The sequence below is a fragment of the Bacillus sp. RZ2MS9 genome (assembly GCF_001816185.2).
Classification (GTDB): Bacteria; Bacillota; Bacilli; order Bacillales; family Bacillaceae_G; genus Bacillus_A; species Bacillus_A cereus.
This window is the reverse complement of the sequence record NZ_CP049978.1, coordinates 4,259,690-4,283,554: the sequence shown is the minus strand read 5'-3', so window position 1 is coordinate 4,283,554 and position 23,865 is coordinate 4,259,690. Positions and strand designations below refer to the sequence as shown.

Sequence of the window (23,865 nt, the reverse complement as noted above, 5' to 3'; positions counted from 1 at the left end):
ATCCGATAGGGGCGAAAGAATCGCGGTACCACCCTATTTGTAAGTGAAAATATACTTACATCTCAATTAATGATAACGGAAAAATTCCGTCTTTTCCTTCATGCATAAAAGCACTACGAAAAAGAAGCTCCAGAATTGTAATTCATACTTATATATGTGCTAATTTCCACCGACCATTAGCTCTCTGTAACAGGGATATAAGATACTACTGCGATTCTTTCAACGCGTATATATGAAATTGTGTAAGAGGATGGATGCAAAAAAGTCCCTATCGGAAAATCCGATAGGGACGATAAAAATCGCGGTACCACCCTATTTGTAAACAACTAATTGTTTACCACTCACTTTACGATAACGGAAAGATCCGTCTTTCTCTTCATGCATAAAAAGCATTACGGGAAAGAAGCTCCAGAATTGTAATTCACGCTTGTATATGTACTGATTCGCACCAACCATCAGTTCTCTGGGACAGTGATATAAGTCGCTACTAGCATTCCTTCAAAGCCGATATATAATTCGTTAAACTAAACTATGTTTTGTATTATAAAACTATATTAAAAAAATTGTCAACAAAAATTTTTTATCCCGTGTTAATGAGCAGTAAAATTCCTACCTCAAAATTCGGTGGGAGAATAACTGCCCGTAACCCCCGATTGGTGAAGGCTAATAATCAGTGGGGATGAACAAAATCTCTACTGATTAAGGCTTCACTTTATTTCACTTCTAAATTAACAGTTAAATTAGAGGTATTGCCAGCTGCATCAGTTGCTACAATGTGAATAGTATTTTTTTCTTCGTGTAATTGAGTGCGATCGAAATAAATGTCATAGCTTTTCTCCCAAGGGTTCAGGAATGCCTGTTCCCATACACCATTTCCGTTAATTTCATATTGCATTCTCACTGGAATACCGGGTGCTATCCAACCAGATTCTGACATCCAATCTAGTAGAATATCATCAACTTTTCCTCTAATTACGAGATTTTCTTGGTCAACTTCGTGTGTTAACTTAGGTGCAGTTCGATCAAGAAATACAGCAGCTGTTTGTTTTGTTTCTCCACCAGAATTAGAAGCAACTGCTTCGATTTGATATAGCCCGTCAGCTAAAGGAGTGCCATCTGCTTTTGTACCATTCCATTTGAAAGGTTTGTATCCAGGAGTTGCATTTTTAGCTTGATGGATAATCCCTTGATACGTTACACGTTCTTTCGTAACTAAATTTGCATGTAATGTTACATCATCCACAGGCGCAACTAAATAGTAGTTGATGAGATTATCATCTAGTACGTGGTCGCCATTTGGGCTAAAAGTAGAATTAATAATTTCAAGTCCATCGATACGTTTATAATCTTTAGGATCGATACTAAATGTGAATGGAATTCGAATTTCTTCTTTTGCCCCTTGTTCTTTTACATATACATTTCCAGTATACACACCTTGTGGTAGTGAGCTATCTACCGTGATAGTAAATGGTTTTTCGGTACTACTATTCGGTTGTATGCTAATCGATGAAGGGACAGAAGCTTTTACTTTTGTTTTTGTGTTGGCATCTAGTAATTCCACACGAGTTGAAAAACTTTTCTTTTTACTAGAAAGGTTTTGTAATGTAACATTTTGCGTCAGTTTTACTTTTCCGCTATTTGGCTTAATAAGACCAAAGCTGACATTGTTAGGTTTTACTAATACATTTGTTTGAGCTGCTTTCGGAATGTTAATTAAACCAGATCCTTGTGCCATAACAGGGTATGTATTTTCATTGACATCATGTAATGTTTTTGCATTGTTAGCAAGAGCCGCTTTCAATTGTTCTGTCGTCCAATCCGGATGCATTTGACGCAAGAGGGCAACCGCTCCAGCTACTTGCGGAGCAGCCATACTTGTTCCGTTATGCGATTCATAGCCGCCTCGCGGTACTGTACTAGTAATTTGTACTCCAGGTGCAACAACATCAGGCTTTATTAGCCAACTTCCTTGTGATGGTCCTCTTGAACTAAAGTTACCGATAAGTTCTGTTTGCTTTGGTTGTCCAATTTTTATATTTTTCTTTCGTTTTGTGATTAAAGTTTTTAATTCTTCCCCATTTGTATTTGATAATTGCATTACTGGGATAGCCAGATGTTCACGTGAAAAATATTCCGGCATCATATTAATTTCTTTTTCGTTAGAGATTAATAACACACCAAGTGCCCCAGCTTGCTTCGCTTGTTCTGCTTTTACTAATGTACTAGAAGTACCTTGTAAAATAAGTGCGAATTTCCCTTTCACATCTTGTTTTGCATAATCACTTGGATTGCCATAACCAACATATACAAGAGGGGAATCATTTCCTATTGGAAAATCGGATTTTGATAACGGTAACCCTTGATATGTTTTGCTGGAACCAGCTACTTGGAATGTTGGAAACGGGATAGAAACCGTAGATGCTCCAACAGAAATGACACTACTTGCGTTACCGGGAGCATCAACAGACCAAGGTTTTGGTCCGTCATTTCCATTTGAAACGACAGTAGTAACACCAAGTTTCGCTGCTCGTTCTAACGTTAATGTTACAGGCTGATCAGGTACATTTAAATCTTGCCCAAGGGAGAGGTTTAACACATCCGCACCATCTTGAATCGCTCGCTCAATCCCTTGGATAATATCATCTGTTGTACCAGTTCCACCGTCATTCATTACACGATAGGCTAGAATAGAAGCGTTTGGAGCAACGCCTTTAATTTTTCCATTACCCGCAATAATTCCAGCTACATGAGTACCATGTACGTTACCATCCATTGGATCGCTATCTTCATCAACCGTGTCATATCCACCGATATAATTTGCCTTTAAGTCAGGGTGTGTATAGTCTACGCCAGAGTCGATAATGGCTACTTTCATGCCTTTTCCATCAAGCGGTTTGCCAGATGAATCTTTTAAATTCCACGCTTCAGGTGCACCAATTGTCGGTCCACCGATATTTGGTGCTTCTTCGTTAGTAGTACTTTTTGATGTTTCATGCAATTTATATGTTAAGTTCGGATAGACTGCTTTTACTTCAGGTAAAGAGGCAAGAGAGGTAATTTGATCTCCAGGAACTGAAATAGAGAATCCGGAAAATAACGTATTATACACTTCTTTAATTTTTGCACCAGGTGCTTTTTCTTTTATTTTCTTAGTCGTATCTTCTTGTGCTTTTTTTAGCTCAGCATGATAAGACTGAGCATTACTATTTTGTAAATCTGGAGCATGCTGAATATTACTTTGAGCAGCGAGAGGTGCATGTTGCAATTCTACAATTACTGATATTTCTTTTGTTGTTTTCGTTTCAACATTTTGAGCAATTTTATGTTCTCCCCACTGTTCAATCGTTGTTTTTAATTGTGGACTAAATTGCTTCTCCTTTTGTAGTGATTCAGCATGAGCGCTTAAAGCTCCAAAACTAGAAAAGACAAGCGCCATGCTTAATAGTGTAGATGTAGTTTTTTTCATTGATACTCCCCCTAATAAAAAGTGCTAATATTCAGAAATTAAATCTTACATTTTAGTTATAACTTATAAATATAAATGTTGGCTAAACTATACTTTCGACATAATTCATACCAATCCTCTATGAATTGAAAATTTCTTGGGAAATTTTTTCTGATTATGTCGAATCGATATTTTTCACATATTGTAGGAAGAAAGTGAGGAATGCTATGAGGGAAATGGAGTGATGGTATGAAAAGGCTAATAGTAAGTGGTAGTGTAGTGTTGTTTATGTTTTTGTGTTCTATCACTATTACTAGCGCAGAAAATAATAGTGTGAAAGTTGCTTTTATTCGTCATCATAACCTTTGGATTAAAGTTGAGGGGAAAGAAAAACAACTTACAAAAGGAGAGAACATAACAGGGCCAAAGTGGTCACATGATGGAGAATGGCTGGCATATGTAAAAGGGAAGAAACAAAATATTCTTGAGTTATATCGGCTGAAAGATGGAAAGAAAGTTACGCCGTTTCACTCAGAAGCATCGAATTATCAATGGTCACCAACAGAAAATATAATTGCATTTATATTTACAGGTACATTAAATACATTTGATGTAGAAAAAAAGAATGCAGATTTTGAAAATGTATCGGCTGGTGTAGGGGATTATGCATGGTACCCCGATGGAAAGAACTTTCTTGTATCCTCTGAAGCGCACTTACTTCCAACAGGATGGACAGGGGCTCAGCTATATGAAGTGCAAAAAGATGCACATATGAATCCTCACAAAATGAAGCATTTGTATGCATTGCCAAATGAACATGATGATTTCCTAGCCCTAGTAGCAAGTGGCTTTAAGTGGTCACCAGATCAAAAGTGGATTTCATTTTTAGCAGTACCGACAGCTTCATGGTCAGCTGATAGTAATACGCTTTGCTTAGTTCGTGCAGATGGCAGTCGGTTTGAAAAAGTAGATCAAATGTTACTAAACGCACAATGGTTTCAATGGGCACCATCAAAAAATATATTAGCTTATATTGAAGGGAGCGGAAGAGTTGCATTAGAAAATAAGCATTTAAAAGTAAAGGAATTGCCAGCACTTCAGCAGAACATATTTACGCCGAAAGGATATGTTGATTGGGATTTTGTATGGAAGAACGATAGAGTAATTATCGTTTCACGAGCAAAGGAGGCAGGGATAGAAACTCCACCAGAAAAAAGGCCACTACCATCTTTGTATGAGGTCGATAGTACAAGTAATGCACAGCATCAAATCACAAAGAAAAAGAACAAGCAAGGGGATTACCACCCGATCTTCATGAAGAAGAGTAATCAATTAATTTGGATACGTTCAGACCGTAAGAAAGCGGATGTATGGCTTGCTCATAAAGATGGGAAACAGGAAAAGAAGTGGATTGAAAATATAGATGTACCAGCGTGGTATTATGAGAAATGGAATTGGGAAAATGTCATCTCGGTGAAATAACAATAAAAAACTGCCTAAAAGATCATTTTAGGCAGTTTTTTATTGTTATTTATGCGTTTTATTTGGCTTTTTTTTCGCTGGGTTTCCGTTCCCTTGGCGCTTTCTATTTTGTTCATCTTTTGCTTGTTTTTCATGTAGTGTATCTAAAAATTCATTCGAGTTACTCATTTTTCTATCGCTCCTTTCATTTCGTCCTAATTACTATAACCATTTAGGAGGATAATCATGAGTTAGAAGTTAGGCACTTAATTTTCTTCGATAATGTAAGTAAAATATTCCATACATAACAAATAGCATGAGTAAAACTTGTAACTCTACATTTTCCTTTAAAATAGCTGCGATAGGGTCTGGTAAGTACGGTGATTTATCGTTTGTGCTTAAACCTAACCATTTATTTAAGAGGCTAATGGTACAAAACATAAAAACACCGGACCAGCTTGCCGTAATTGCTTTTTGTTTAATTTTTGTTTCACGTTCATCATCTGTAATCCAGGGATTAGCAGTTTGATCACTACTAAAGAAGCCGTTTATATATCCCCATACAATCATTCCAATAAAGACAATTATCCATTTCATATATGTAATTCTCCTTTCGGTGTAAAAAGTATTTTACATGTAATATTGTAATATTTTACAAAGATTAGTGTCAAATGTTTTTTACATATCGGTTTTTATACAGCAGGAATAAAGAATGCAATAGGGAAGAAATATGTGTGAGGATTTTATAGTAAGAGGAGGCTGAATATGAAAATCGTTTTTGTTCGGCATGGTGAAGGTGAACATACAACGGATTTACCAGAAAGTTTACAAGTGTTTGACCCACCATTGACGAGAGTAGGAAAGGCTCAAGCTAAATTACTTCAACGTGATATATCATTACAAGAAGCGGATATATTAATTGTTAGTCCTACACTTAGAACTTTGCAAACGGCGACAATATGGAGTGCGAAAGTTGCTTGTCAAAAACTAGTCCATCCATATGTATCCCCACGTATTTTTCCTTATCGAGAAGGAGCGAAAACATTACCGTGCGATTATATAGTAGATCAGGGAATGATAACAAAGTTATTTCCGCATTTTTCGATAGAGAAAAGCTCAAATAATCAGTTATGGAAGGAAGGTATAAACACTATTTCAGAGAATAGTTTTCAGCAAATAGTAGATGAATTTCTTCTTTGGTGTTATGAACTGGGTGCTGAAAGAATTTGCATTGTATCTCACGATGGAACAATTACAGCATATAGGCAATATTTACAGAAAGTCGTTTTAACTAGATCAGATTTTTTGAAAGAAACGGGCATATATGAAATGGATTTATCCCATAAAATTCTGATTGATAAGGGCTGATTATAGGATGGGGGTTGTATGTTGAATATTGCATTAGTAGTTGGTTTTAATTCGGATTTAGAAGCGCAATCAATTCGAGCATCTCTTGAATATTTTGGTGCAAGGGTTGTGACATATTGGATTGGTAGACCGAAAGATTTTGTGGAAGTTCTTTCTGGAAAGAACTTATTTAACAATATTAATTATATTATTTTTTGCTTTCATGGTGAAGAAGGGAAGTTTGTCATGGAAGAGTTAGGCGAAGAAGTATATGAACAAGATGAACCGAGAGGGTATTTTGGTACAGAAGAAATTTATAAATATGCAAAATTGCATAATACACATATTGTAAATAGCGGGTGTACGTTAGGGGAGCAAAATCTAGCAAAATCTTTTTTACATAGTGGTGCGAAATCATATATTGGATCGATTGATTATGTAGATGGAAATGCAGCACTTATGTTTACTATACGCTTATTTTATGGGGTTATTAACCATGGGAAAACGTTAGAAGAAGCGTTTCAAGAAGCGAGTTTAATTGATGAGGAGACACATACATTTCGATTCTATAATTAGTGTGAAACACGTTTATTCTATATTCGAATAAACGTGTTTCACATTTAACTCACATTTTTTTTACATTTTTTTCAATGAAAATGGTTATCACTTGTGGTATGATATGTTCAAGTTTTTACAGGTAATAAAAGTTACTATATAAACGTTAGTTTTTAATGTTTCATACGCATGTCACAGATTATTCATAATTAACGTTTGAAAAATAAGTAACTAATGTTATTATATTATCTGTAACTAACTTAATTACAACTTTAGGAGGAAGATATGGTTATTCAATTTTTAAGAGAAAACAAAGCAGTTTCTTTTGCATTAGCAGTAATTCGAGTATATCTTGGTTACACATGGTTAATGGCTGGAATCGGTAAACTACAAGGAAAAGGATTCGATGCAACAGGTTATTTGCAAGGGGCAATTGAAAAATCTAAAGGTGCACAACCGGCTGTTCAATCTTGGTGGGCATCATTCTTACAAGAATTTGCAATTCCAAATGTAGATTTGTTTAATACACTTGTAACATGGGGAGAAATTTTAGTCGGAATTGGTTTAATTGTAGGCTGTTTAACAAAAACAGCGGTCTTTTTTGGTCTTGTAATGAACTTTTCCTATATGTTTAGTGGGTCAATTGGTGTGAACCCTGAGATGGTTATCTTATCTATGTTTGTTCTTGTTTCCGGTATGAACGCTGGGAAATTTGGAATGGATGGCTTCGTTATCCCGAAAGTATTAGGATCAAAAACTCCAAAACGCCAAAAGCAAGCTGCTTAATATATGAAAACGGGTATCTCATTTTGAGATACCCGTTTATGTTATTTTTCAACTTTAATCGGATTGTTCTTAAAGAAATCTTTTACATACCCGACAAATTCTTGTGGTTCTTGGCGAAATGGTGCATGATAACCTTTTTCAATAATATGTAAAGTGCTATTTTTTAAGAATTGATGATACGTTTCTCCTTCTTTCCAGGAAACGCTACTATCATTTCTGCCCCATATAATTAAAGTTGGCTGTTTTATTTCATTTGCATTAATTTTAAGACGTCTAGGCCATAATTTCATTTTATTATAATGCTCTTCATCATTACGTTTGAATTTCACTTTGCTTTCATCATAATCTGTAATAGAAGAAACGGCATTTAAATCAGTCGACAATTGTGGTTTTGGTGAGCCTTGTTTATTAACGAATGTATGAGGGCCACCTGTAGCATCAGTTAAAATAAGGTGAGTAACTGCTTCAGGATATAAATATGTTAAATTTAGAGAAATTTCTCCCCCCATGGAATGCCCCAGTATTGCGAATGAATCATACCCTAGTTTTTTCATTAATTTATAATACAAATTTGCATGAGTTGGAAAAGAATAATAAAAATCCATTGGCTTAGATGAGCGCCCGAATCCTAAAGCATCTACAGAAATAATTGTATGATCTTTTGCTAAATCGGAGTAAATCTTTTGAAAACCATCTGATGACCCTCCAAAGCCATGAATCATAAGTAAAGGTGGTTTTTCATTACCAATCTTTTTAAAGTAAATGGTTTGACCATCTATTTCTACCATTTTTTCCTCGGTAGCTAGTTTCGCTGTAATTGTATTTTTAACTTGTTTTACTTGTTCTACTGGCTTTTCTGCTGCACTACATCCTACTAATAGTGTAAGAGTAAGACAACCTACCATAAAATAGCTAAATCGCTTCAATTAGGTGTCTCCTTTCTAACATAACGCTGTATCTATCATAGCAAATAGCATATTACGATTTCCAGGAAGTTGGCTACCATTTTTTATCATAAGAGGTGAAAGGAGCGTTTCTTGGAAATTTTCTGTTTGAAGAAATTGACGAAATGTAAATTGTGAGTGTGGAACATCAATTCGTACTATACCATTCCAACATTCACATATCTTTTTTAATAATTGGATAGCATCTTCTTCTTGCTTGGCGATAAGTGGATTGATACATAATATATTGCCCTTTTGTATGCATAATGAAAAAGCTTCTATACAGTTATTTCTTTCAATTTTAAAAGAGTGTACGGCCCTTGGTAATAGCAAAGAGTAAAGTAGAGAACGATTCATACCAGTTGCAATTTGATCCAGAGAAGTAACAGATATAAGGTCTTCTTCTTGTACTTGTTGTAAGTGAGAAGGGTACGTCTTAATAGTTTGCTTTTCAAAACGATGAATCGTTGTTGCTGTTTGAAATCCGCATGATGTGTATAGAGGTTCGCCAGCTTTTGTCGCAATAAGTGCAATGGGTTGTTTTGGATGAATTTGTTCCAAGCAATGATTTAGCAACATACGCCCTATTCCGCGTCCTTGAAAATTAGGGTGAACGATTAACATACCAATGGAAGCGAAGTTACTTGTAAAGGGAAATACTCCTCCAGTCGCAATGAGTTTGTTTTCATGAATGTAACCTACAAGTGTGCCGATAGAAAGATACATTTCGAATTGTTTTTTCATAAAAATTTCATCGTGTAACCATCCAACAGATTTGCAAAGATTAAGTAATTCAAAAATAAAAGATTCATTTAGCTTTACTATTTTCATAAAGGCTCACCGCATTTCTATTTATTTTCATAAACATAGAGTCAAAATGTAAAAAAAGAGATTTACGTTAAATGAAATCCAACTTGTTTATATTTAAATTGTAAAGGGCGGAATGATTGATACAAAAAGACAAACTTATACAAATTATAACTGATATTTACATAAGTTAACAAAAAATTTACATACAGCTAATTTTCTCTTAATAGTCTTCCATTAAATTTGATAGTGGGAAATGAATAACCTAATTAGGGGGACAAGACAGTGAAAAAGTTTGTGAAAAAAGCATGGCCATTTGCAGTTGTGGCATCATTAGCAGTTACTTCGGTAGCAACATGGAATTTTACTCGTTCTAGTGAGGTTAATGCAGATGAGAACGGAAGCAATGCAAAGATTAAAAATGTTATCGTATTAATTGGGGATGGTATGGGCCCTTCATATATGACGGCTCACCGTTATATGAAAGATAATCCAAAAACCTTTGAAATGGAATCTACAGAATTTGATAAGCATCTTGTAGGAACACAAAAAACATACCCAGAAGATGAACATGAAAATATTACAGACTCTGCATCGGCAGCAACAGCTATGTCAGCAGGAATTAAAACATATAATGCTGCAATTGCAGTTGATAATGATAAAGCGGAAGTGAAAACAGTTCTTGAGCAAGCGAAAGAAAAAGGGAAATCAACGGGACTCGTTGCAACTTCTGAAATTACACATGCAACACCAGCTGCTTTCGGTGCGCATGACATTAGCCGTAAAAATATGGACGCAATTGCAAATGATTATTTTGATGAGAAAATTAAAGGGAAGCATAAGGTAGATGTTATGCTTGGCGGCGGCGTAAAGAACTTTGTTAGAAAAGATCGTAATCTTACAGAAGAGTTTAAGAAATCTGGTTATAGCTATGTAACGGATCGAGATCAATTGTTAAATGATAAAAATGATCAAATTCTTGGTTTATTTGCACCAGGTGGATTAGATAAAATGATTGACCGCAATGAGAAAACACCTTCATTAGAAGAAATGACTAATGCAGCAATTGAGCGTTTGAACAAAAATAAAAATGGTTTCTTCTTAATGGTGGAAGGAAGTCAAATCGACTGGGCTGGACATGATAATGATATTGTTGGTGCAATGAGTGAAATGGAAGACTTCGAAAAAGCTTTCAAAGCAGCGATTGAGTTTGCGAAAAAAGATAAAAATACGTTAGTTGTTGCAACGGCAGATCACGCTACGGGTGGCTTATCTTTAGGTGCCAATGGCGAGTATAACTTTAAAGTAGATCCAATTAAAGCTGCAAAACGCACACCAGACTTTATGGCAAATGAGATTGCAAAAGGTGCAAATGTAGAAGAAACATTGAAAAAGTATATTGATTTACAATTAACTCCAGAAGAAATTCAAGCTGTAAATGATATAGCTCCGTCAAAAGATGTAACAAAGATTGATAATGCAATTGAAGATATTTTCAATAAGCGCTCGGTTACAGGCTGGACAACAGGTGGACATACAGGGGAAGATGTGAACGTGTATGCATTTGGTCCAGGTAAATACTTGTTCTCTGGCGTTCAAGAGAATACAAATATAGCGAAACGTGTCTTTGATATTGTTGGCGGTGGTGATCCGAATAAAGGAAGACGCTAATTAAGAGCGAAAGTGAGGCGAACTGCCTCGCTTTTCTTTTTAGGAGTTGGAAATATGAAAAAAATATTTGCGAAATTAAGATTCCTTCTAGCATTTGTAGTATTACTAGTTGGATGTCAACAAGAAGAGAATAATGTAGCACAAAAATCTACTACTAAAAAAACTGAGGAAAAGGTACAAATAACAAAAGAAGAAGAGAAATCTATTCAAGATGTTATTCATACATTTGTGCGAACGACCAATGAAAAAAATCTTGCAGAACATATGGAGTTATTTTCAAAGAAGATGCCTAGTGCTGAGGACTTAAAAACACAAAAAGAAGCCGCATTTCAAAAGGGAAATAAGAAAATTGAATTGGAACATATAGATATGAAAGTTAGTAAAGTAGGGTATGTTATTGTTGAAACGAAAGAAAAGGAAGTAGCCGACAGTATTACTCTTCAAAAGAAAGTACAGTATGCCCTTGGAAAAGAAGAGGGTAAATGGAAGATTGAAGAGGTTCGAACAATAGAGAAAAAATAACGTGAAACTTTAATAAGTGTGGAGTCGTACTTCCAAAAAATGATATAAAAAAGGTTCTCATTGGCGAGAACCTTTTTTTATAGTGGTAGCATAATTTGATTTGAACATGCCTCAATATCATCAATATCTTGACGAATTGTGGCCATTTTATTATCCAGATCTTCAGCTTTCATTGCTGCATCATGTAGTTCATCTTTTAAATACTCCGGTATTTTTCCTTCATATTTATAATAAAGTTTGTGTTCTAAACTTGCCCAAAAGTCCATTGCCAGTGTACGTAACTGAATTTCTGCAAATACATCTTTTGTACCAGAATTTAGTGACAAAGGGTATTTAATGATCATGTGTAAACTTTTATATCCGTTTCGTTTTGGGTTAGCGATATAATCTTTTACTTCTATGACTTCCATATCCTCGCGTTTTTGAATGACTTCTTTCAAATGATAGATATCTTCTACGAAGCAACATGTAATACGAATACCAATAATATCTTGTAAATGTGTTTGAGCATTTTCAACTGTTGGTAATAAGCTTTTGCGCTCTAGTTTTTTAATAATACTTTCAGGTTGTTTTAGTCTTGTTTTTATATGTTCAAACGGGTTGTAATCCTCTAGAAATTGAGCTTCCCGGTTCATAATTTCAAATTTAGTTTTTAACTCTTCTAAAGCAAATGTATATGGTAATACAAAAGCTTTCCAGTAGTTAACTGTTGATTGATTATATTCCATTTATATACACACCTTTTCCTATTTGCAAGTGAGGTCGTTATTATACTAAATACCAAATCATATAAGCGCAAGCAGCAAATGATGAGATCATAAAGCGATATTTAGTTTTCATACTTTCAACTCCTTTCGAGTAAGATTTTATATAAATAAACGTGATTGTTAATAAGTTCACTATGTACAGTTTCTATAGTAATAGATTCGTGTGAATTTCGTATGAACTAATTGTTTCAGCTTTTTGTCTTTTTTGCTGTTAATCATAATTATTATTCGGATTTAAAGTGTTTTTATTTGATTTATCTATTTGTATAAATTAATGTATATTTAAATTTACAGTTATCGAGGAGGATATATGGTGAACTTTGAAGAATTAGCAATTGCTAGACGTTCTGCAATGAAATTTATACAAGGTATAGAAATCCCTGATGAGGATTTTAAAAAAATATTTGAGTTAACTAAGCTTTCTCCATCTTGCTATAATTTGCAGCACACACATTATGTTGTAATTCGTGATCAAGAGCGAAAAGAAAGATTAAAAGAATTAGCTTTTGGTCAATATAAAATATCGAGTGCATCAGCGGTAGTGCTCGTTTGTGGTGATAAAAAAGCATACCAAAATGTTGAAAATATTTACTTCGGTATGAAAGTTTTAAAAATGATTGATGAATGTGAATATGAAGATACAATTAGGCAAACGAAAGGTTTATATGAAGGAAAAGGAGAGCGTTTCATGGAGGATGAAGCGATTAGAAATGCTTCGTTAAGCGCGATGACTTTTATGTACGCAGCTAAATATTATGGCTATGATACATGTCCAATGATTGGTTTCGATGAAAAAGCAGTACAAAGTGAATTGAATATGCCGGAGCATATAGTACCTGTTTTAATGATTACGATAGGAAAAAGTGATACGACTAAAACTCGCCCACGAGGATATCGAAAGCCGATTAGTGAGTTTGTTACATACGAATCGTTTTAATAAAGTGAAGCTTTTAATCAGTGGGGGTCTTACTGCCCGTTAATGCGGGAGAAAATTTATTTAACTATAAAAACAAGGGGATTCTAAATGGAATCTTCTTGTTTTTGCAATTGACAAATAGAATGAAGTTTTATAATATATAAATCGTAATCATTACGTTTTAGTTGCGATTTTTGAAAGAAAGGAGAATTAAATATGCGTGTAAATATTACATTAGCTTGTACGGAGTGCGGTGATCGTAATTACATTTCTAAAAAAAATAAACGAAACAATCCAGAACGCATCGAATTAAAAAAATATTGTCCACGGTTAAAGCGAGTAACGTTACATCGTGAAACGAAGTAGAAGACTAGAGATATCTCTAGTCTTTTTTTATAGTTCTTTGGTTTTGTTTGTTATAATTACCTTAAATTGTAATAAAGGGAGCGGTATGATGAATCAAAAAGATAAAGAAAGAAAAGAGCAAGTGGCTCATATTATTAATATTCCAGATGAATATAGTCTTGTTGTAGATGATCAAGAAGGGGTTGATGACCCGTATCATCTATTATGGTGGGAGCATAAAGAGGATCAGGAGAGAACGATACAAATTACATTGAATAGACATACTGGTAATTTAATTGAATTTAGGATAGATGATGAAAATCCTTTTTCAAGTGGCAAGGAAGCGATAGAGGAGAAGAAGGCAAGAGAGATTGCAAATGCGTTCTTGAAAAAATATACAAAAGAAGGATATGAATTCTATACATATGTAACGGTTAAGGACGACAGGCGCGGTTGGAAAGAAGTAAATTATATGCAAGAAGTGAATAGCTATCCATTGCCGAATACAGGGTGCGTTGTGCGAGTGCACCCTTCAGGTAATGTTGTGCATTTTCATTACAATGGACAAAAAGCTATAGAGAAAAAACCGTTATGGCCAAGTGAAATTGTTGAGGAGAATATCGTTTTAGAAAATTTGAAAGCTAGACAAGATATGAGACTTGTATTTGTAGATTTAACATACTCTTCATGTGAGTATGAAAGCGGGGAAGAAGTAAAAGGGTACCATCTTGTATATGAACCAGAGCCTAGTCATGCGTTTATTGATGCAAGTACAGGTAAAGATTTATTTGGACCAGATCATTATAAATTGCCTTCGGCTGTAGCTGTTGAAAAATCGAAAAAAGGTAACGAACGAGGTGACGTATTCGAATTATTTGACTGGAATAAAGAAGGTTTTACAAAAGTAGATGAGACAGAAAATGATGATGAAATAAGGATGAAATTTGTTCCGAAAGAGGAATTACAAAAACAGAAAGAAGAAAAGGATCCATATTTAATGAATGAATTTTTTAAAAAGCATTTACCGATGTTGAAATATAATAATTTAGTTAGCGTTAAAATTGATAAATTAACCAATGAATTAACTGGTTTTATAAAACTGACAGATGATAAAGAAGTAAAGCAAATACTGTCTAGAGAGGAATGTTTACAAAGAGCACTTCAATTTTTAGAACGAGTTATTCCAGATATCACACAATATCTGCGTCTTTGGGAGGAACGTGAAGAAGCAGAAGATGGGATTGAAAGATTTATCTTTTCTGTATATATAAATGATATTCCGGCAGAGTATAACCAATTTATGATTAACATCAATGCAGAAAATGGTGCTGTTATGCACTACTCGGGGGAGTCTAGCAACTTTATAAAAGAATTGCTCACATATGAAATAACACCAAAAGTAACTAAAGAAAAAGCGTTAGAAATATACAGAGAGGCTATCCGAGTTAAATTAGAATGGTTTTTAGATCATGATGCAGAGGAAACGAAATACAAACTACTTTACAAACAAACGACAGATGAAAAACATAAAGAACCTTTTAATTGTAGGCGGGAAATTCGTTATATTGATGCCCAAGCGGGGAGAAAGATTTGGAGTAAGTAAAATAAAAAGAGTTATTTTTCAAAGAAAATAACTCTTTTTATTTTTATACTTTGCCTGTTCGTTTTTCAAAAGTAAATGTGATAGGAAGATTGGAATGAGAACTATCACTTTTAAATATTACTTTCCATTCTTTAGTATGGGCTTTAATTTCAAAATTAAGAAGATTCATCGCTCTACGTTTATCTATTTCTAAAAACATATTATGAATCTCTGGTTCTTGCTGTAAATTAAGAGCCTTTAGTGTGACTGTAAATGTGAAAAAATTCTGCCCTTCATATACTATTTTTGATATTTTTGTTTTTTGTTTATTTAACAGCACATAAAAACGGTCTGATGGAGTTAATTGTACAGAGTCATCAGTAATTTCATTCTCGCTATTATGAAGTTCAACTAAGAAAGATGTACTATGAGAAGAATCTTTTTTGCTTGTAATCTGTAATTCAGTAGGAATCATCGGTATTTCATAAAAATCATTCCTTATTATGTTGTTGTAATCCTCTGAAAATTTACGAACTTCTTTTGGAAAAGAGTCTTCTTGTGTACTTAAAAAAGTTTTGTTTTGCTTTGGAATTTTTTTACTAAAATTTAATGTTTCTTTAAAGTAATAATTGGATCCAGTTAAAAATAAACAACTACAGATTAATAAAAAAATTCGATACGGATTTTGAAAGTGAAAGAATGATAGTATACATGTAATAATTCCAATTACATAGAAAATAAAGATAAGTAGTTCTAGTTTTGAGTGAAAGGAGAAACCATAGTTATGAAAAAATTTTATTCCAGTTATAATTTGAGCTCCAAAAAATAAAGAAATTCCAAATTGAAAAAATAATAAATCAGGCCCTCTTTTAATAACAAAAGTAATGAACGAAATGAAAAGTAAAAATACCCCTAAATAAATTGTTACATTTAATAATCGTTCTAATGTAATCATGAATAGTGTCCCCTTTAATAGCATATTCATATATAAATAACAATTTTATTTAATTATAATATAACGATAAAATATTTTAAATGTTAGAAGTGTTGAGTTTTATAAATAAACTGTACAGACACAAACAACCTCACGCCCACATACACATAATAAAGACCACTATTTTGGCGGAGGTGAAAGGTTTGAGTCTATTCGCCGCAATTGGATATATGGTTCGAGAAGTGTTTGTCTTTGTTTCTTATGTGAAGAACAATGCGTTCCCGCAGCCGTTATCATCAGATGATGAGAGAAAGTACTTAGAGTTAATGGAGCAAGGTGATGCTCAAGCGAGAAATCTTTTAATTGAACATAATTTACGGCTTGTAGCTCATATCGTTAAAAAATTTGAGAACACAGGAGAAGATGCAGAAGATTTAATTTCAATTGGTACAATCGGGCTCATTAAAGCGATCGAGAGCTATTCTGCAGGAAAGGGAACGAAGCTTGCGACGTATGCAGCACGCTGTATTGAAAATGAAATTTTGATGCATTTACGTGTACTAAAGAAAACGAAAAAAGATGTTTCACTTCATGATCCGATCGGGCAAGATAAAGAGGGCAATGAAATATCGCTTATTGATATATTAAAATCAGAGTCTGAAGATGTAATTGATATGATTCAGCTTAGTATGGAGTTAGAAAAAATTAAAGAGTATATCGATATTTTAGACGAAAGAGAAAAAGAAGTGATTGTGAAACGTTTTGGACTTGGGCTAGATAAGGAGAAAACACAGCGGGAAATCGCTAAGGCGCTTGGTATTTCTAGAAGCTATGTATCACGGATTGAAAAGCGTGCTTTAATGAAAATGTTCCACGAGTTTGTAAGGGCAGAGAAAGAGAAAAAAGCGAAAGAGTAAAGTGTATTAGAAGCAGCCATATTTAAAATGGGCTGCTTTTTTTATTGTAAATAAGAAAAGAAAACGCGTTATGCTAAGAAGAAATACACGTTCACTGTTGAAAATGACGGATTCTATCTGTAATATTAGAAGGTGCTAAATAATTTAAGAATAATACCATACTTAGTTTTCTGTATATATAATAAGGCTGCTTTATATGATATGTGGGAATAAGAACCAATTTTACATATGATATAGAAAGAAAAGAAGGGAAAACTAAAGTTATAGACTGATTAGGGGGTTTCGCAATTTGCGACGTACATTATATCGACTTATGATAGAACTTACAAATGGTCGCTTTACTTCTTATATATTACGTAAATTTGCACAATCTCGTTTGAGCTCTATCATTATTCCATCATATGCGAAAGTTTTTCAAATTAATCAAGATGAGATGGAAAAGGGTTTGAAGGAATATAGAACATTGCATGAATTATTTACGCGTAAGCTAAAAGAAGGAAAGCGTAGTATTGATACAGATGCATCGAGTATCGTTAGTCCTGTTGATGGTGTTTTTGCAGATCATGGTCCTATTGAGGATACAAAAACATTTGATATTAAAGGAAAGCGCTATTCAATCGTGGATATGCTAGGTAATGAAGAACGTGCAACGCGATATGCAGGCGGTACATATATGGTAATTTATTTGAGTCCAAGTCATTATCATCGCATTCATAGTCCGCTTTCTGGTTCTGTGACTGAAAGATTTGTACTCGGTAGAAAATCATATCCGGTAAATGCAGCTGGTATGGAATACGGGAAAGAACCACTGTCAAAAAATTATCGTTCTGTTACAGAAGTAAGCAGTGATGGCGAGCATATGGCTCTTGTAAAAGTAGGTGCTATGTTTGTTAATAGTATTGAGCTTTTGCATGAGAGAGACACTGTTCAAAAAGGTGAAGAAATGGCATACTTTACATTTGGTTCAACAGTTGTGTTATTGTTTGAAAAAGATATGATAGAAGTAGTGCAGGAATTAAAGAGTGGACAAGAGCTTCGTCTTGGTGAAAAAATAGCTACTCGCTTAGCTCATAAATAAAGAAAAGCTTTTATAACCGTAAGTAAGAGTTATGGGCAAAGATACTTAATGATGAAATCCCCTAGATGGGAGTACTTGTTTATTCGAGAGCCATCGTAGGATGGCTCTTTTTACAGGGCATCTAATAATTTATCCTTTAACTGTTTGATTGGTAAGGGCTGATTAAACTTTCACTTTATATGTAATCAAGATGATTTGACAAGCTTGTCCTCTAATGAGCGTCTAATGATTTCTTGTTTTATAAGTAAAATGAAGTCGGGATTTAATTTTAGTTCTTTTGCTTTATAATAAGACTCAGTGAGTAACTCAGTGGATAACTGTTCCATATGTTTTGTTTTCAAGGTGAGTCACCTCCTAATAATATAAGGATTGATTCGTTGATGCATTTAATGTACCAAAAAAATATGACAGTCACAAACGAGTGGTTATCCACATACCTAGGTGGATAAAGTGTGTATAGTTTGTTAGTAAATTCTAAATTAACTGAAAAATTAATGTGGAAAATGTGTACAATTTTATCCACAGGTTATATATCGAAAAATGTTGTCGAAAAATTTTATGAAAAATCCTCAAAGAGGTGAAAGAAATTGAAACTATTTTTACCAAATGAATATGTGAAAAATGTATATCATGTTCAACCAGAAGATTTAAAAAAACGTGGGATTAAAGGCGTTATTACTGACTTAGATAACACTTTAATTGAATGGGATCGTCCCAATGCAACGCCGCAACTTGAAAAATGGTTCTTGGAAATGAAAGAGCAAGGCATTCAAGTAACGGTCGTTTCAAATAATAATGAGCAACGTGTGAAAGATTTTGCTGATCCATTAGGTATTCCATTTATTCATAGTGCACGTAAACCATTTGTTCGCGCATTTAAGCGTGCGATACAAGAGATGCGTTTGCAGCCAGATGAAGTTGTAGTAATTGGAGATCAGTTACTGACTGACGTGCTTGGTGGAAACCGAGTAGGCCTTCATACAATTTTAGTTGTACCGGTAGCACAAACGGACGGATTAGTAACGCGCTTTAATCGAAAAATTGAACGAAGAATTATGAAAAATATGAAGAAAAAAGGTTTAATTAACTGGGAGGAATAAAGTTTGACTGAAACAATTAAATGTATTGGTTGCGGTGTAGAAATTCAAACAGAAAATAAAAACGAAGTGGGGTATGCTCCTGCCTCATCTTTAGAGAAAGAACAAGTTATTTGTCAACGTTGTTTTCGCTTGAAGCATTACAATGAAATTCAAGATGTATCGTTAACAGATGATGACTTCCTACGCATTTTAAATGGAATTGGAAAATCAGATGCATTAGTAGTCAAAATTGTAGATATTTTTGATTTTAATGGTAGCTGGTTACCTGGCTTACATCGTTTCGTAGGGAATAATAAAGTATTACTTGTTGGAAATAAAGCTGATTTAATTCCAAAGTCAGTAAAACATGATAAAGTAAAACATTGGATGCGCTATAGTGCAAAGCAGCTAGGATTAAAACCAGAAGATGTCTTTTTAATTAGTGCAGCGAAGGGACAAGGAATCGCTGAACTAGCAGATGCTATTGAGTATTATCGCGGCGGCAAAGATGTTTATGTTGTTGGATGTACGAATGTAGGGAAATCGACATTTATTAATCGTATGATTAAAGAATTTAGTGATGAGACTGAAAATGTAATTACAACATCTCATTTCCCAGGAACAACACTTGATTTAATTGATATTCCATTGGACGAAGAGTCTTCTTTATATGATACGCCAGGTATTATTAACCACCACCAAATGGCTCATTATGTTGGAAAGCAAAGCTTAAAGCTTATTACACCAACAAAAGAAATTAAGCCGATGGTATTCCAATTAAATGAAGAACAAACGTTATTCTTTAGTGGATTGGCACGTTTTGATTATGTAAGTGGTGGTCGTCGTGCATTTACTTGTCACTTCTCGAATCGCTTAACAATCCATCGTACAAAGCTTGAGAAAGCAGATGAATTATATAAAAATCATGCCGGGGATTTACTAAGCCCACCAACGCCAGAAGAATTAGCAAATATGCCTGAGCTAGTGAAATACGAATTTAATATTCGTGAACCTAAAACGGATGTTGTATTCTCTGGATTAGGATGGGTTACTGTGAACGAACCAGGAGCAAAAATTGTTGCACACGTACCAAAAGGAGTAAGTGTTTCACTACGTAAATCTTTAATTTAATATGGAGAGGGATTTATGAAACAATTATATGGTGTAATCGGAAATCCAATTGGACATTCATTATCACCCGTTATGCATAACGATGCATTTGAACACTTGAATATGGATGCCCATTATCATGCGTTCCTTGTTGAAGAGGAATTGCTAGGGGAAGCAGTAAGAGGTTTAAAAGCATTAGGTATTTCAGGATTTAATGTAACAACTCCGCACAAGGTTGCTATTATGGAGTATTTGGATGAGATTGACCCATTGGCAAGGAAAATCGGTGCAGTAAATACAGTGGTTCATAAGGATGGAAGATTAATTGGCTATAACACAGACGGGATTGGTTTTGTTCGAGCGCTGCAGTCAATTAGTAATGAACCACTTCAAGGGAAACGTATTTTGTTACTTGGTTCAGGTGGTGCTAGCCGAGCTATTTATTTTTCTCTTGCTGATGTAGGTGTAAAAGAGATTGATGTAGCCAATCGTACAGTAGATAAGGCAAAGGAACTTATTGCTGCACGTACGGCCGATGTTAATTCTGTTGCTTTGTCATTAGAAAAAGCGACAGAAGAACAAGGAAATTATGATATTATCATTCAGACGACAACGATAGGTATGCATCCACACGTAGAACATACGCCATTACAAATTTGTTCGTTAAAAAAAGGAACGATTGTATCAGATATAATTTATAATCCATTTGAAACGAAAATTTTATGTGAGGCAAAAGAGCAAGGTGCAATCATTCAAAATGGTATTGATATGTTTGTTTATCAAGGAGCACTTGCATTTGAAATGTGGACAGGACGCACGCCAAATATCGAGAGAATGAAACAATTAGTTATAGAAAAGCTTGGAGGCTAACATATATGTTAACAGGAAAACAAAAAAGATTTTTACGTGCACAAGCACATCATTTAACACCAATTTTTCAAGTAGGAAAAGGCGGAGTAAATGAAAATATGATTAAACAAATCGCAGATACTTTAGAAGCTCGTGAGTTATTTAAAGTAAGTGTATTACAAAACTGTGAATTTGATCGCCGTGAGGTTGCGGAAGAACTTGCAAAAGGTGCACGTGCTGAAATCGTTCAAGTAATTGGAAGCACAATCGTTTTATACAAAGAATCAAGAGAAAATAAACAAATTAAGCTTCCTCGATAAAAAGACTAGCATGCGCTATTTTTATCGTTTATGCGTAATGATGTAGAGAGCGAAACCAATTGAACTTTTATTAATAGCAACTCTCTTCATTCCTAACCGAGGAGAGTTGCTGTATGTAAAAGGAAGGGGCGTTTCTTTTGAGAAAAATTGGCATCATTGGCGGTACATTTGATCCGCCTCACTATGGACATTTGCTAATTGCAAATGAAGTATATCACGCTTTGAACTTGGAAGAAGTATGGTTCTTGCCAAACCAGATTCCGCCACATAAACAAGGGCGGAATATTACAAGTGTAGAAAGTCGTTTACATATGTTAGAGCTCGCGACTGAGGCAGAAGAGCACTTTTCTATTTGTTTAGAAGAGCTAAGTAGGAAGGGCCCATCTTATACGTATGACACTCTGTTACAATTGACGAAGAAGTATCCGGATGTGCAGTTTCACTTTATTATTGGTGGGGATATGGTTGAGTATTTACCGAAGTGGTATAACATTGAAGCTTTACTTAATCTTGTAACGTTTGTTGGAGTTGCAAGACCTGGGTATACATTGCATACACCATATAAGATTACTACAGTGGAAATTCCGGAATTTGCAGTTTCTTCATCCTTATTACGTGAGAGATATAAGGAGAAGAAAACGTGTAAATATTTACTTCCCGAAAAAGTACAGGTATATATCGAGAGGAATGGGTTGTATGAATCGTGAGAATGCACTGCATATTGTCAAACAACAAATGCATGAAAAACGTTATATACACACAATTGGTGTAATGGAGACAGCGATTGAGCTTGCTAAGTTATACGGTGTGGACGAAAAAAAAGCAGAGATGGCAGCTATATTCCATGATTATGCGAAATGTAGAGCAATTTCAGAGATGGAAGAGATTATTAAACGTGAAGATTTGCCGAAAGATTTACTTTGCTATAACAAAGAGTTATGGCATGCACCTGTTGGGGCATACTTAGTAGAAAAAGAAGTAGGCATTACGGATTCTGAAATTTTGCAAGCTATTACATATCATACAAGTGGTCATGAGAATATGACGATGTTAGATAAAGTGATTTATGTAGCTGATTACATTGAACCTGGGCGAAAGTTTCCAGGAGTGGAAGAGGCTCGTAAACTCGCATATACGGATATAAATCAAGCTTTATTATTTGCGTTAAAGAGAACAATTCAATTTTTAATGGAAAAAGATCAGACGATTTATCCATTAACATTCCAAACATACAATGCAGTTATCAAGGAGGAAATGAGTAAATGAACGATAAAGATTTATTAGTATTAGCGGCAAAAGCAGCTGATGATAAGAGAGCAGAAGATATGGTTGTCCTAAATATGCAAGGTATTTCACCAATTGCAGATTATTTCATTATTTGTCACGGGAATTCAGACAAACAAGTGCAAGCAATTGCACGTGAAATTAAATCAAAAGCACATGAGTTCCAAATCGACGTACAACGTATGGAAGGGTTTGACGAAGCACGTTGGGTATTAGTTGATCTTGGAGATGTAGTTGCTCATGTATTCCATAAAGATGAGCGTAATCACTATAATTTAGAGCGTCTATGGGGCGATGTGCCACGTGAAGATATTACAGAAGAGCTAGGCCAATGAAATACGAACAATTTGCATTGTTGTACGACGAACTAATGAATGATGTCCCTTATGATAAATGGGTGGAATTTACAGAGGAAAGTTTACAGCAGGCAGATATGAAAGAGGCAAAAATTCTTGATGTAGCATGCGGTACAGGTAATGTAACCCTGCCGCTTGTGCAAAAGGGTTACGATTTAATAGGTGTCGATCTTTCAGAAGAAATGTTAACAGTCGCTCAGCAAAAACTAGGAGGAGAGGGATACTTTATTCCTTTTTATCAACAAGACATGCGAGAGCTTGATGTTCCAGGTGAGTTTGATTGTGTAACCATCTTTTGTGATTCATTAAATTATGTATTGCAAGAAGATGGAGTACAAGAAACATTTAGAAGAGTATTTCATCATTTACGTCAAGATGGTTTGTTTTTATTTGATGTACATTCTTTATATAAAATACATCATGTATTTCAAAATGAAACGTATACAGTGAATGGAGAAGAAATATCTCTTATTTGGAATTGCTTCCCTGGTGAAGAATCAAATAGTGTAGAGCATGATTTAACATTCTTTGTTCAAGATCCGGAAGAAGATGTGTACCATCGGTTTGACGAATGTCACGTGCAACGTGCATATCAAGTGGAAGAGTTAACGAAATGGCTTGAAGAAGCAGGTTTTACAGTGCTTCGTGTAACAGGTGATTTTGAGCGACTTGAAGTTACAGAACAAACAGAGCGTATTTTCTTCATGGCGAAGAAAAACGGATAAAACAAAAGCAACCGAGAAGGTTGCTTTTGTTTTATAAAGAAAATGTATTTTTAGTTCTAGCATAA

27 protein-coding genes and 2 other annotated features are annotated in these 23,865 nt (G+C 34.6%); of the genes, 19 read left to right on the top strand and 8 right to left on the bottom strand.

What is annotated here, in order from left to right; genetic code table 11:
- Positions 1-4 precede the first annotated feature (4 nt).
- Positions 5-232: a binding site (T-box leader), on the bottom strand.
- Between the two features lie 50 nt (positions 233-282).
- Positions 283-511, bottom strand: a binding site (T-box leader).
- A gap of 201 nt (positions 512-712) precedes the next feature.
- Positions 713-3,466 (bottom strand): S8 family peptidase, encoded by a 2,754-nt coding sequence (locus tag BHV55_RS21830; protein ID WP_070756958.1) that lies wholly within the window; start codon positions 3,464-3,466, stop codon positions 713-715.
- 228 nt (positions 3,467-3,694) lie between these two features.
- On the opposite strand from BHV55_RS21830, the gene BHV55_RS21825 reads away from it, so the two are divergent.
- Positions 3,695-4,927 (top strand): TolB family protein, encoded by a 1,233-nt coding sequence (locus BHV55_RS21825; RefSeq protein WP_000825724.1) that lies wholly within the window; start codon positions 3,695-3,697, stop codon positions 4,925-4,927.
- 45 nt (positions 4,928-4,972) lie between these two features.
- Here BHV55_RS21825 and BHV55_RS21820 read toward each other — a convergent pair whose 3' ends face one another.
- Together BHV55_RS21820 and BHV55_RS21815 are read right to left on the bottom strand one after the other, a co-directional pair.
- A complete protein-coding gene (locus tag BHV55_RS21820) occupies positions 4,973-5,095 on the bottom strand; it encodes a DUF4023 domain-containing protein (protein WP_000071866.1) in 123 nt (40 codons plus the stop codon).
- 69 nt (positions 5,096-5,164) lie between these two features.
- Positions 5,165-5,503 (bottom strand): hypothetical protein, encoded by a 339-nt coding sequence (locus BHV55_RS21815; RefSeq protein WP_000871153.1) that lies wholly within the window; start codon positions 5,501-5,503, stop codon positions 5,165-5,167.
- Positions 5,504-5,671: 168 nt separating this feature from the next.
- Between BHV55_RS21815 and BHV55_RS21810 the strand changes: the two genes are divergently transcribed.
- The 3 genes from BHV55_RS21810 to BHV55_RS21800 all read left to right on the top strand — a co-directional run bounded on the left by BHV55_RS21810 (position 5,672) and on the right by BHV55_RS21800 (position 7,594).
- Positions 5,672-6,274: a histidine phosphatase family protein gene (locus tag BHV55_RS21810; protein ID WP_000706246.1), complete on the top strand. Its 603-nt coding sequence runs from the start codon at positions 5,672-5,674 to the stop codon at positions 6,272-6,274.
- Between the two features lie 18 nt (positions 6,275-6,292).
- Positions 6,293-6,829 carry a hypothetical protein gene (locus BHV55_RS21805; RefSeq protein ID WP_000931929.1) on the top strand — a complete coding sequence of 179 codons (537 nt, stop codon included), beginning with the start codon at positions 6,293-6,295 and terminating at the stop codon, positions 6,827-6,829.
- Positions 6,830-7,093: 264 nt separating this feature from the next.
- Positions 7,094-7,594, top strand: coding sequence for a DoxX family protein (locus tag BHV55_RS21800; protein ID WP_000236592.1), 501 nt, complete (start codon positions 7,094-7,096; stop codon positions 7,592-7,594).
- A gap of 41 nt (positions 7,595-7,635) precedes the next feature.
- Here the strand turns inward: BHV55_RS21800 and BHV55_RS21795 are convergent, their stop codons facing one another.
- Both BHV55_RS21795 and BHV55_RS21790 read right to left on the bottom strand, forming a co-directional pair.
- Entirely contained in the window at positions 7,636-8,520 is an 885-nt protein-coding gene (locus BHV55_RS21795; RefSeq protein WP_000819810.1) for an alpha/beta fold hydrolase, read from the bottom strand.
- Positions 8,521-8,535: 15 nt separating this feature from the next.
- Entirely contained in the window at positions 8,536-9,369 is an 834-nt protein-coding gene (locus tag BHV55_RS21790; RefSeq protein ID WP_000706696.1) for a GNAT family N-acetyltransferase, read from the bottom strand.
- Positions 9,370-9,630: 261 nt separating this feature from the next.
- Between BHV55_RS21790 and BHV55_RS21785 the strand changes: the two genes are divergently transcribed.
- Positions 9,631-11,016 (top strand): alkaline phosphatase, encoded by a 1,386-nt coding sequence (locus BHV55_RS21785; RefSeq protein WP_000714912.1) that lies wholly within the window; start codon positions 9,631-9,633, stop codon positions 11,014-11,016.
- Positions 11,017-11,070: 54 nt separating this feature from the next.
- Positions 11,071-11,538: a lipoprotein gene (locus BHV55_RS21780; RefSeq protein ID WP_048567735.1), complete on the top strand. Its 468-nt coding sequence runs from the start codon at positions 11,071-11,073 to the stop codon at positions 11,536-11,538.
- Positions 11,539-11,615: 77 nt separating this feature from the next.
- Here BHV55_RS21780 and BHV55_RS21775 read toward each other — a convergent pair whose 3' ends face one another.
- Positions 11,616-12,266, bottom strand: coding sequence for a GTP pyrophosphokinase (locus tag BHV55_RS21775; protein ID WP_000456230.1), 651 nt, complete (start codon positions 12,264-12,266; stop codon positions 11,616-11,618).
- Between the two features lie 349 nt (positions 12,267-12,615).
- Between BHV55_RS21775 and BHV55_RS21770 the strand changes: the two genes are divergently transcribed.
- The 3 genes from BHV55_RS21770 (at position 12,616) to BHV55_RS21760 (ending at position 15,169) form a co-directional block, all read left to right on the top strand.
- The gene (locus BHV55_RS21770) at positions 12,616-13,242 is read left to right on the top strand and encodes a nitroreductase family protein (protein WP_000245976.1); all 627 of its coding nucleotides are present in this window, start codon (positions 12,616-12,618) and stop codon (positions 13,240-13,242) included.
- A 195-nt stretch (positions 13,243-13,437) separates the two neighbouring features.
- Entirely contained in the window at positions 13,438-13,587 is a 150-nt protein-coding gene (gene rpmG, locus BHV55_RS21765; protein ID WP_001265617.1) for a 50S ribosomal protein L33, read from the top strand.
- A gap of 88 nt (positions 13,588-13,675) precedes the next feature.
- Entirely contained in the window at positions 13,676-15,169 is a 1,494-nt protein-coding gene (locus BHV55_RS21760; protein ID WP_070756957.1) for a YcdB/YcdC domain-containing protein, read from the top strand.
- A gap of 43 nt (positions 15,170-15,212) precedes the next feature.
- Here BHV55_RS21760 and BHV55_RS21755 read toward each other — a convergent pair whose 3' ends face one another.
- Positions 15,213-16,133, bottom strand: coding sequence for a hypothetical protein (locus BHV55_RS21755; protein WP_083320096.1), 921 nt, complete (start codon positions 16,131-16,133; stop codon positions 15,213-15,215).
- 152 nt (positions 16,134-16,285) lie between these two features.
- Here BHV55_RS21755 and sigK point away from each other — a divergent pair, with 152 nt between their 5' ends.
- Positions 16,286-16,999 carry an RNA polymerase sporulation sigma factor SigK gene (gene sigK / locus BHV55_RS21750; RefSeq protein WP_000051382.1) on the top strand — a complete coding sequence of 238 codons (714 nt, stop codon included), beginning with the start codon at positions 16,286-16,288 and terminating at the stop codon, positions 16,997-16,999.
- 289 nt (positions 17,000-17,288) lie between these two features.
- Complete coding sequence (locus BHV55_RS21745) at positions 17,289-18,077, top strand: phosphatidylserine decarboxylase (protein WP_001255000.1); 789 nt, start codon at positions 17,289-17,291, stop codon at positions 18,075-18,077.
- Positions 18,078-18,262: 185 nt separating this feature from the next.
- On the opposite strand, the gene sda is transcribed toward BHV55_RS21745, so the two are convergent.
- The gene (gene sda, locus BHV55_RS21740) at positions 18,263-18,418 is read right to left on the bottom strand and encodes a sporulation histidine kinase inhibitor Sda (protein WP_000850094.1); all 156 of its coding nucleotides are present in this window, start codon (positions 18,416-18,418) and stop codon (positions 18,263-18,265) included.
- 246 nt (positions 18,419-18,664) lie between these two features.
- Here sda and BHV55_RS21735 point away from each other — a divergent pair, with 246 nt between their 5' ends.
- The 8 genes from BHV55_RS21735 (at position 18,665) to BHV55_RS21700 (ending at position 23,800) form a co-directional block, all read left to right on the top strand.
- Positions 18,665-19,177 (top strand): YqeG family HAD IIIA-type phosphatase, encoded by a 513-nt coding sequence (locus BHV55_RS21735; protein WP_000765314.1) that lies wholly within the window; start codon positions 18,665-18,667, stop codon positions 19,175-19,177.
- 3 nt (positions 19,178-19,180) lie between these two features.
- Entirely contained in the window at positions 19,181-20,287 is a 1,107-nt protein-coding gene (gene yqeH, locus BHV55_RS21730) for a ribosome biogenesis GTPase YqeH (RefSeq protein WP_000140799.1), read from the top strand.
- A gap of 15 nt (positions 20,288-20,302) precedes the next feature.
- Positions 20,303-21,136 (top strand): shikimate dehydrogenase, encoded by an 834-nt coding sequence (gene aroE, locus BHV55_RS21725; protein ID WP_000812076.1) that lies wholly within the window; start codon positions 20,303-20,305, stop codon positions 21,134-21,136.
- 5 nt (positions 21,137-21,141) lie between these two features.
- On the top strand, positions 21,142-21,435 hold the full coding sequence (yhbY, locus tag BHV55_RS21720) for a ribosome assembly RNA-binding protein YhbY (protein ID WP_000955224.1): 294 nt from the start codon (positions 21,142-21,144) through the stop codon (positions 21,433-21,435).
- 137 nt (positions 21,436-21,572) lie between these two features.
- A complete protein-coding gene (nadD, locus tag BHV55_RS21715) occupies positions 21,573-22,142 on the top strand; it encodes a nicotinate-nucleotide adenylyltransferase (RefSeq protein ID WP_070756956.1) in 570 nt (189 codons plus the stop codon).
- Positions 22,132-22,701 (top strand): bis(5'-nucleosyl)-tetraphosphatase (symmetrical) YqeK, encoded by a 570-nt coding sequence (gene yqeK / locus BHV55_RS21710; protein WP_001078477.1) that lies wholly within the window; start codon positions 22,132-22,134, stop codon positions 22,699-22,701. Before nadD ends, yqeK begins: the two co-directional genes overlap by 11 nt.
- Positions 22,698-23,054 carry a ribosome silencing factor gene (rsfS, locus tag BHV55_RS21705; protein ID WP_000998173.1) on the top strand — a complete coding sequence of 119 codons (357 nt, stop codon included), beginning with the start codon at positions 22,698-22,700 and terminating at the stop codon, positions 23,052-23,054. The genes yqeK and rsfS overlap by 4 nt, the downstream gene beginning before the upstream one ends.
- Positions 23,051-23,800, top strand: coding sequence for a class I SAM-dependent methyltransferase (locus tag BHV55_RS21700; protein ID WP_000873069.1), 750 nt, complete (start codon positions 23,051-23,053; stop codon positions 23,798-23,800). Before rsfS ends, BHV55_RS21700 begins: the two co-directional genes overlap by 4 nt.
- The last annotated feature ends 65 nt before the right edge of the window (positions 23,801-23,865 follow it).

What these genes read in the sequence shown, in the direction of transcription:
- rpmG (WP_001265617.1), top strand. Translation starts at nt 13,438, where the DNA reads ATGCGTGTAAATATTACATTAGCTTGTACGGAGTGCGGTGATCGTAAT.
- BHV55_RS21805 (WP_000931929.1), top strand. Translation starts at nt 6,293, where the DNA reads ATGTTGAATATTGCATTAGTAGTTGGTTTTAATTCGGATTTAGAAGCG.
- BHV55_RS21780 (WP_048567735.1), top strand. Translation starts at nt 11,071, where the DNA reads ATGAAAAAAATATTTGCGAAATTAAGATTCCTTCTAGCATTTGTAGTA.
- BHV55_RS21815 (WP_000871153.1), bottom strand. Translation starts at nt 5,503, where the DNA reads ATGAAATGGATAATTGTCTTTATTGGAATGATTGTATGGGGATATATA.
- rsfS (WP_000998173.1), top strand. Translation starts at nt 22,698, where the DNA reads ATGAACGATAAAGATTTATTAGTATTAGCGGCAAAAGCAGCTGATGAT.
- yqeK (WP_001078477.1), top strand. Translation starts at nt 22,132, where the DNA reads ATGAATCGTGAGAATGCACTGCATATTGTCAAACAACAAATGCATGAA.
- BHV55_RS21820 (WP_000071866.1), bottom strand. Translation starts at nt 5,095, where the DNA reads ATGAGTAACTCGAATGAATTTTTAGATACACTACATGAAAAACAAGCA.
- aroE (WP_000812076.1), top strand. Translation starts at nt 20,303, where the DNA reads ATGAAACAATTATATGGTGTAATCGGAAATCCAATTGGACATTCATTA.
- yhbY (WP_000955224.1), top strand. Translation starts at nt 21,142, where the DNA reads ATGTTAACAGGAAAACAAAAAAGATTTTTACGTGCACAAGCACATCAT.
- BHV55_RS21810 (WP_000706246.1), top strand. Translation starts at nt 5,672, where the DNA reads ATGAAAATCGTTTTTGTTCGGCATGGTGAAGGTGAACATACAACGGAT.
- BHV55_RS21790 (WP_000706696.1), bottom strand. Translation starts at nt 9,369, where the DNA reads ATGAAAATAGTAAAGCTAAATGAATCTTTTATTTTTGAATTACTTAAT.
- BHV55_RS21775 (WP_000456230.1), bottom strand. Translation starts at nt 12,266, where the DNA reads ATGGAATATAATCAATCAACAGTTAACTACTGGAAAGCTTTTGTATTA.
- BHV55_RS21760 (WP_070756957.1), top strand. Translation starts at nt 13,676, where the DNA reads ATGAATCAAAAAGATAAAGAAAGAAAAGAGCAAGTGGCTCATATTATT.
- BHV55_RS21800 (WP_000236592.1), top strand. Translation starts at nt 7,094, where the DNA reads ATGGTTATTCAATTTTTAAGAGAAAACAAAGCAGTTTCTTTTGCATTA.
- BHV55_RS21755 (WP_083320096.1), bottom strand. Translation starts at nt 16,133, where the DNA reads ATGAATATGCTATTAAAGGGGACACTATTCATGATTACATTAGAACGA.
- BHV55_RS21825 (WP_000825724.1), top strand. Translation starts at nt 3,695, where the DNA reads ATGAAAAGGCTAATAGTAAGTGGTAGTGTAGTGTTGTTTATGTTTTTG.
- BHV55_RS21700 (WP_000873069.1), top strand. Translation starts at nt 23,051, where the DNA reads ATGAAATACGAACAATTTGCATTGTTGTACGACGAACTAATGAATGAT.
- BHV55_RS21830 (WP_070756958.1), bottom strand. Translation starts at nt 3,466, where the DNA reads ATGAAAAAAACTACATCTACACTATTAAGCATGGCGCTTGTCTTTTCT.
- BHV55_RS21770 (WP_000245976.1), top strand. Translation starts at nt 12,616, where the DNA reads ATGGTGAACTTTGAAGAATTAGCAATTGCTAGACGTTCTGCAATGAAA.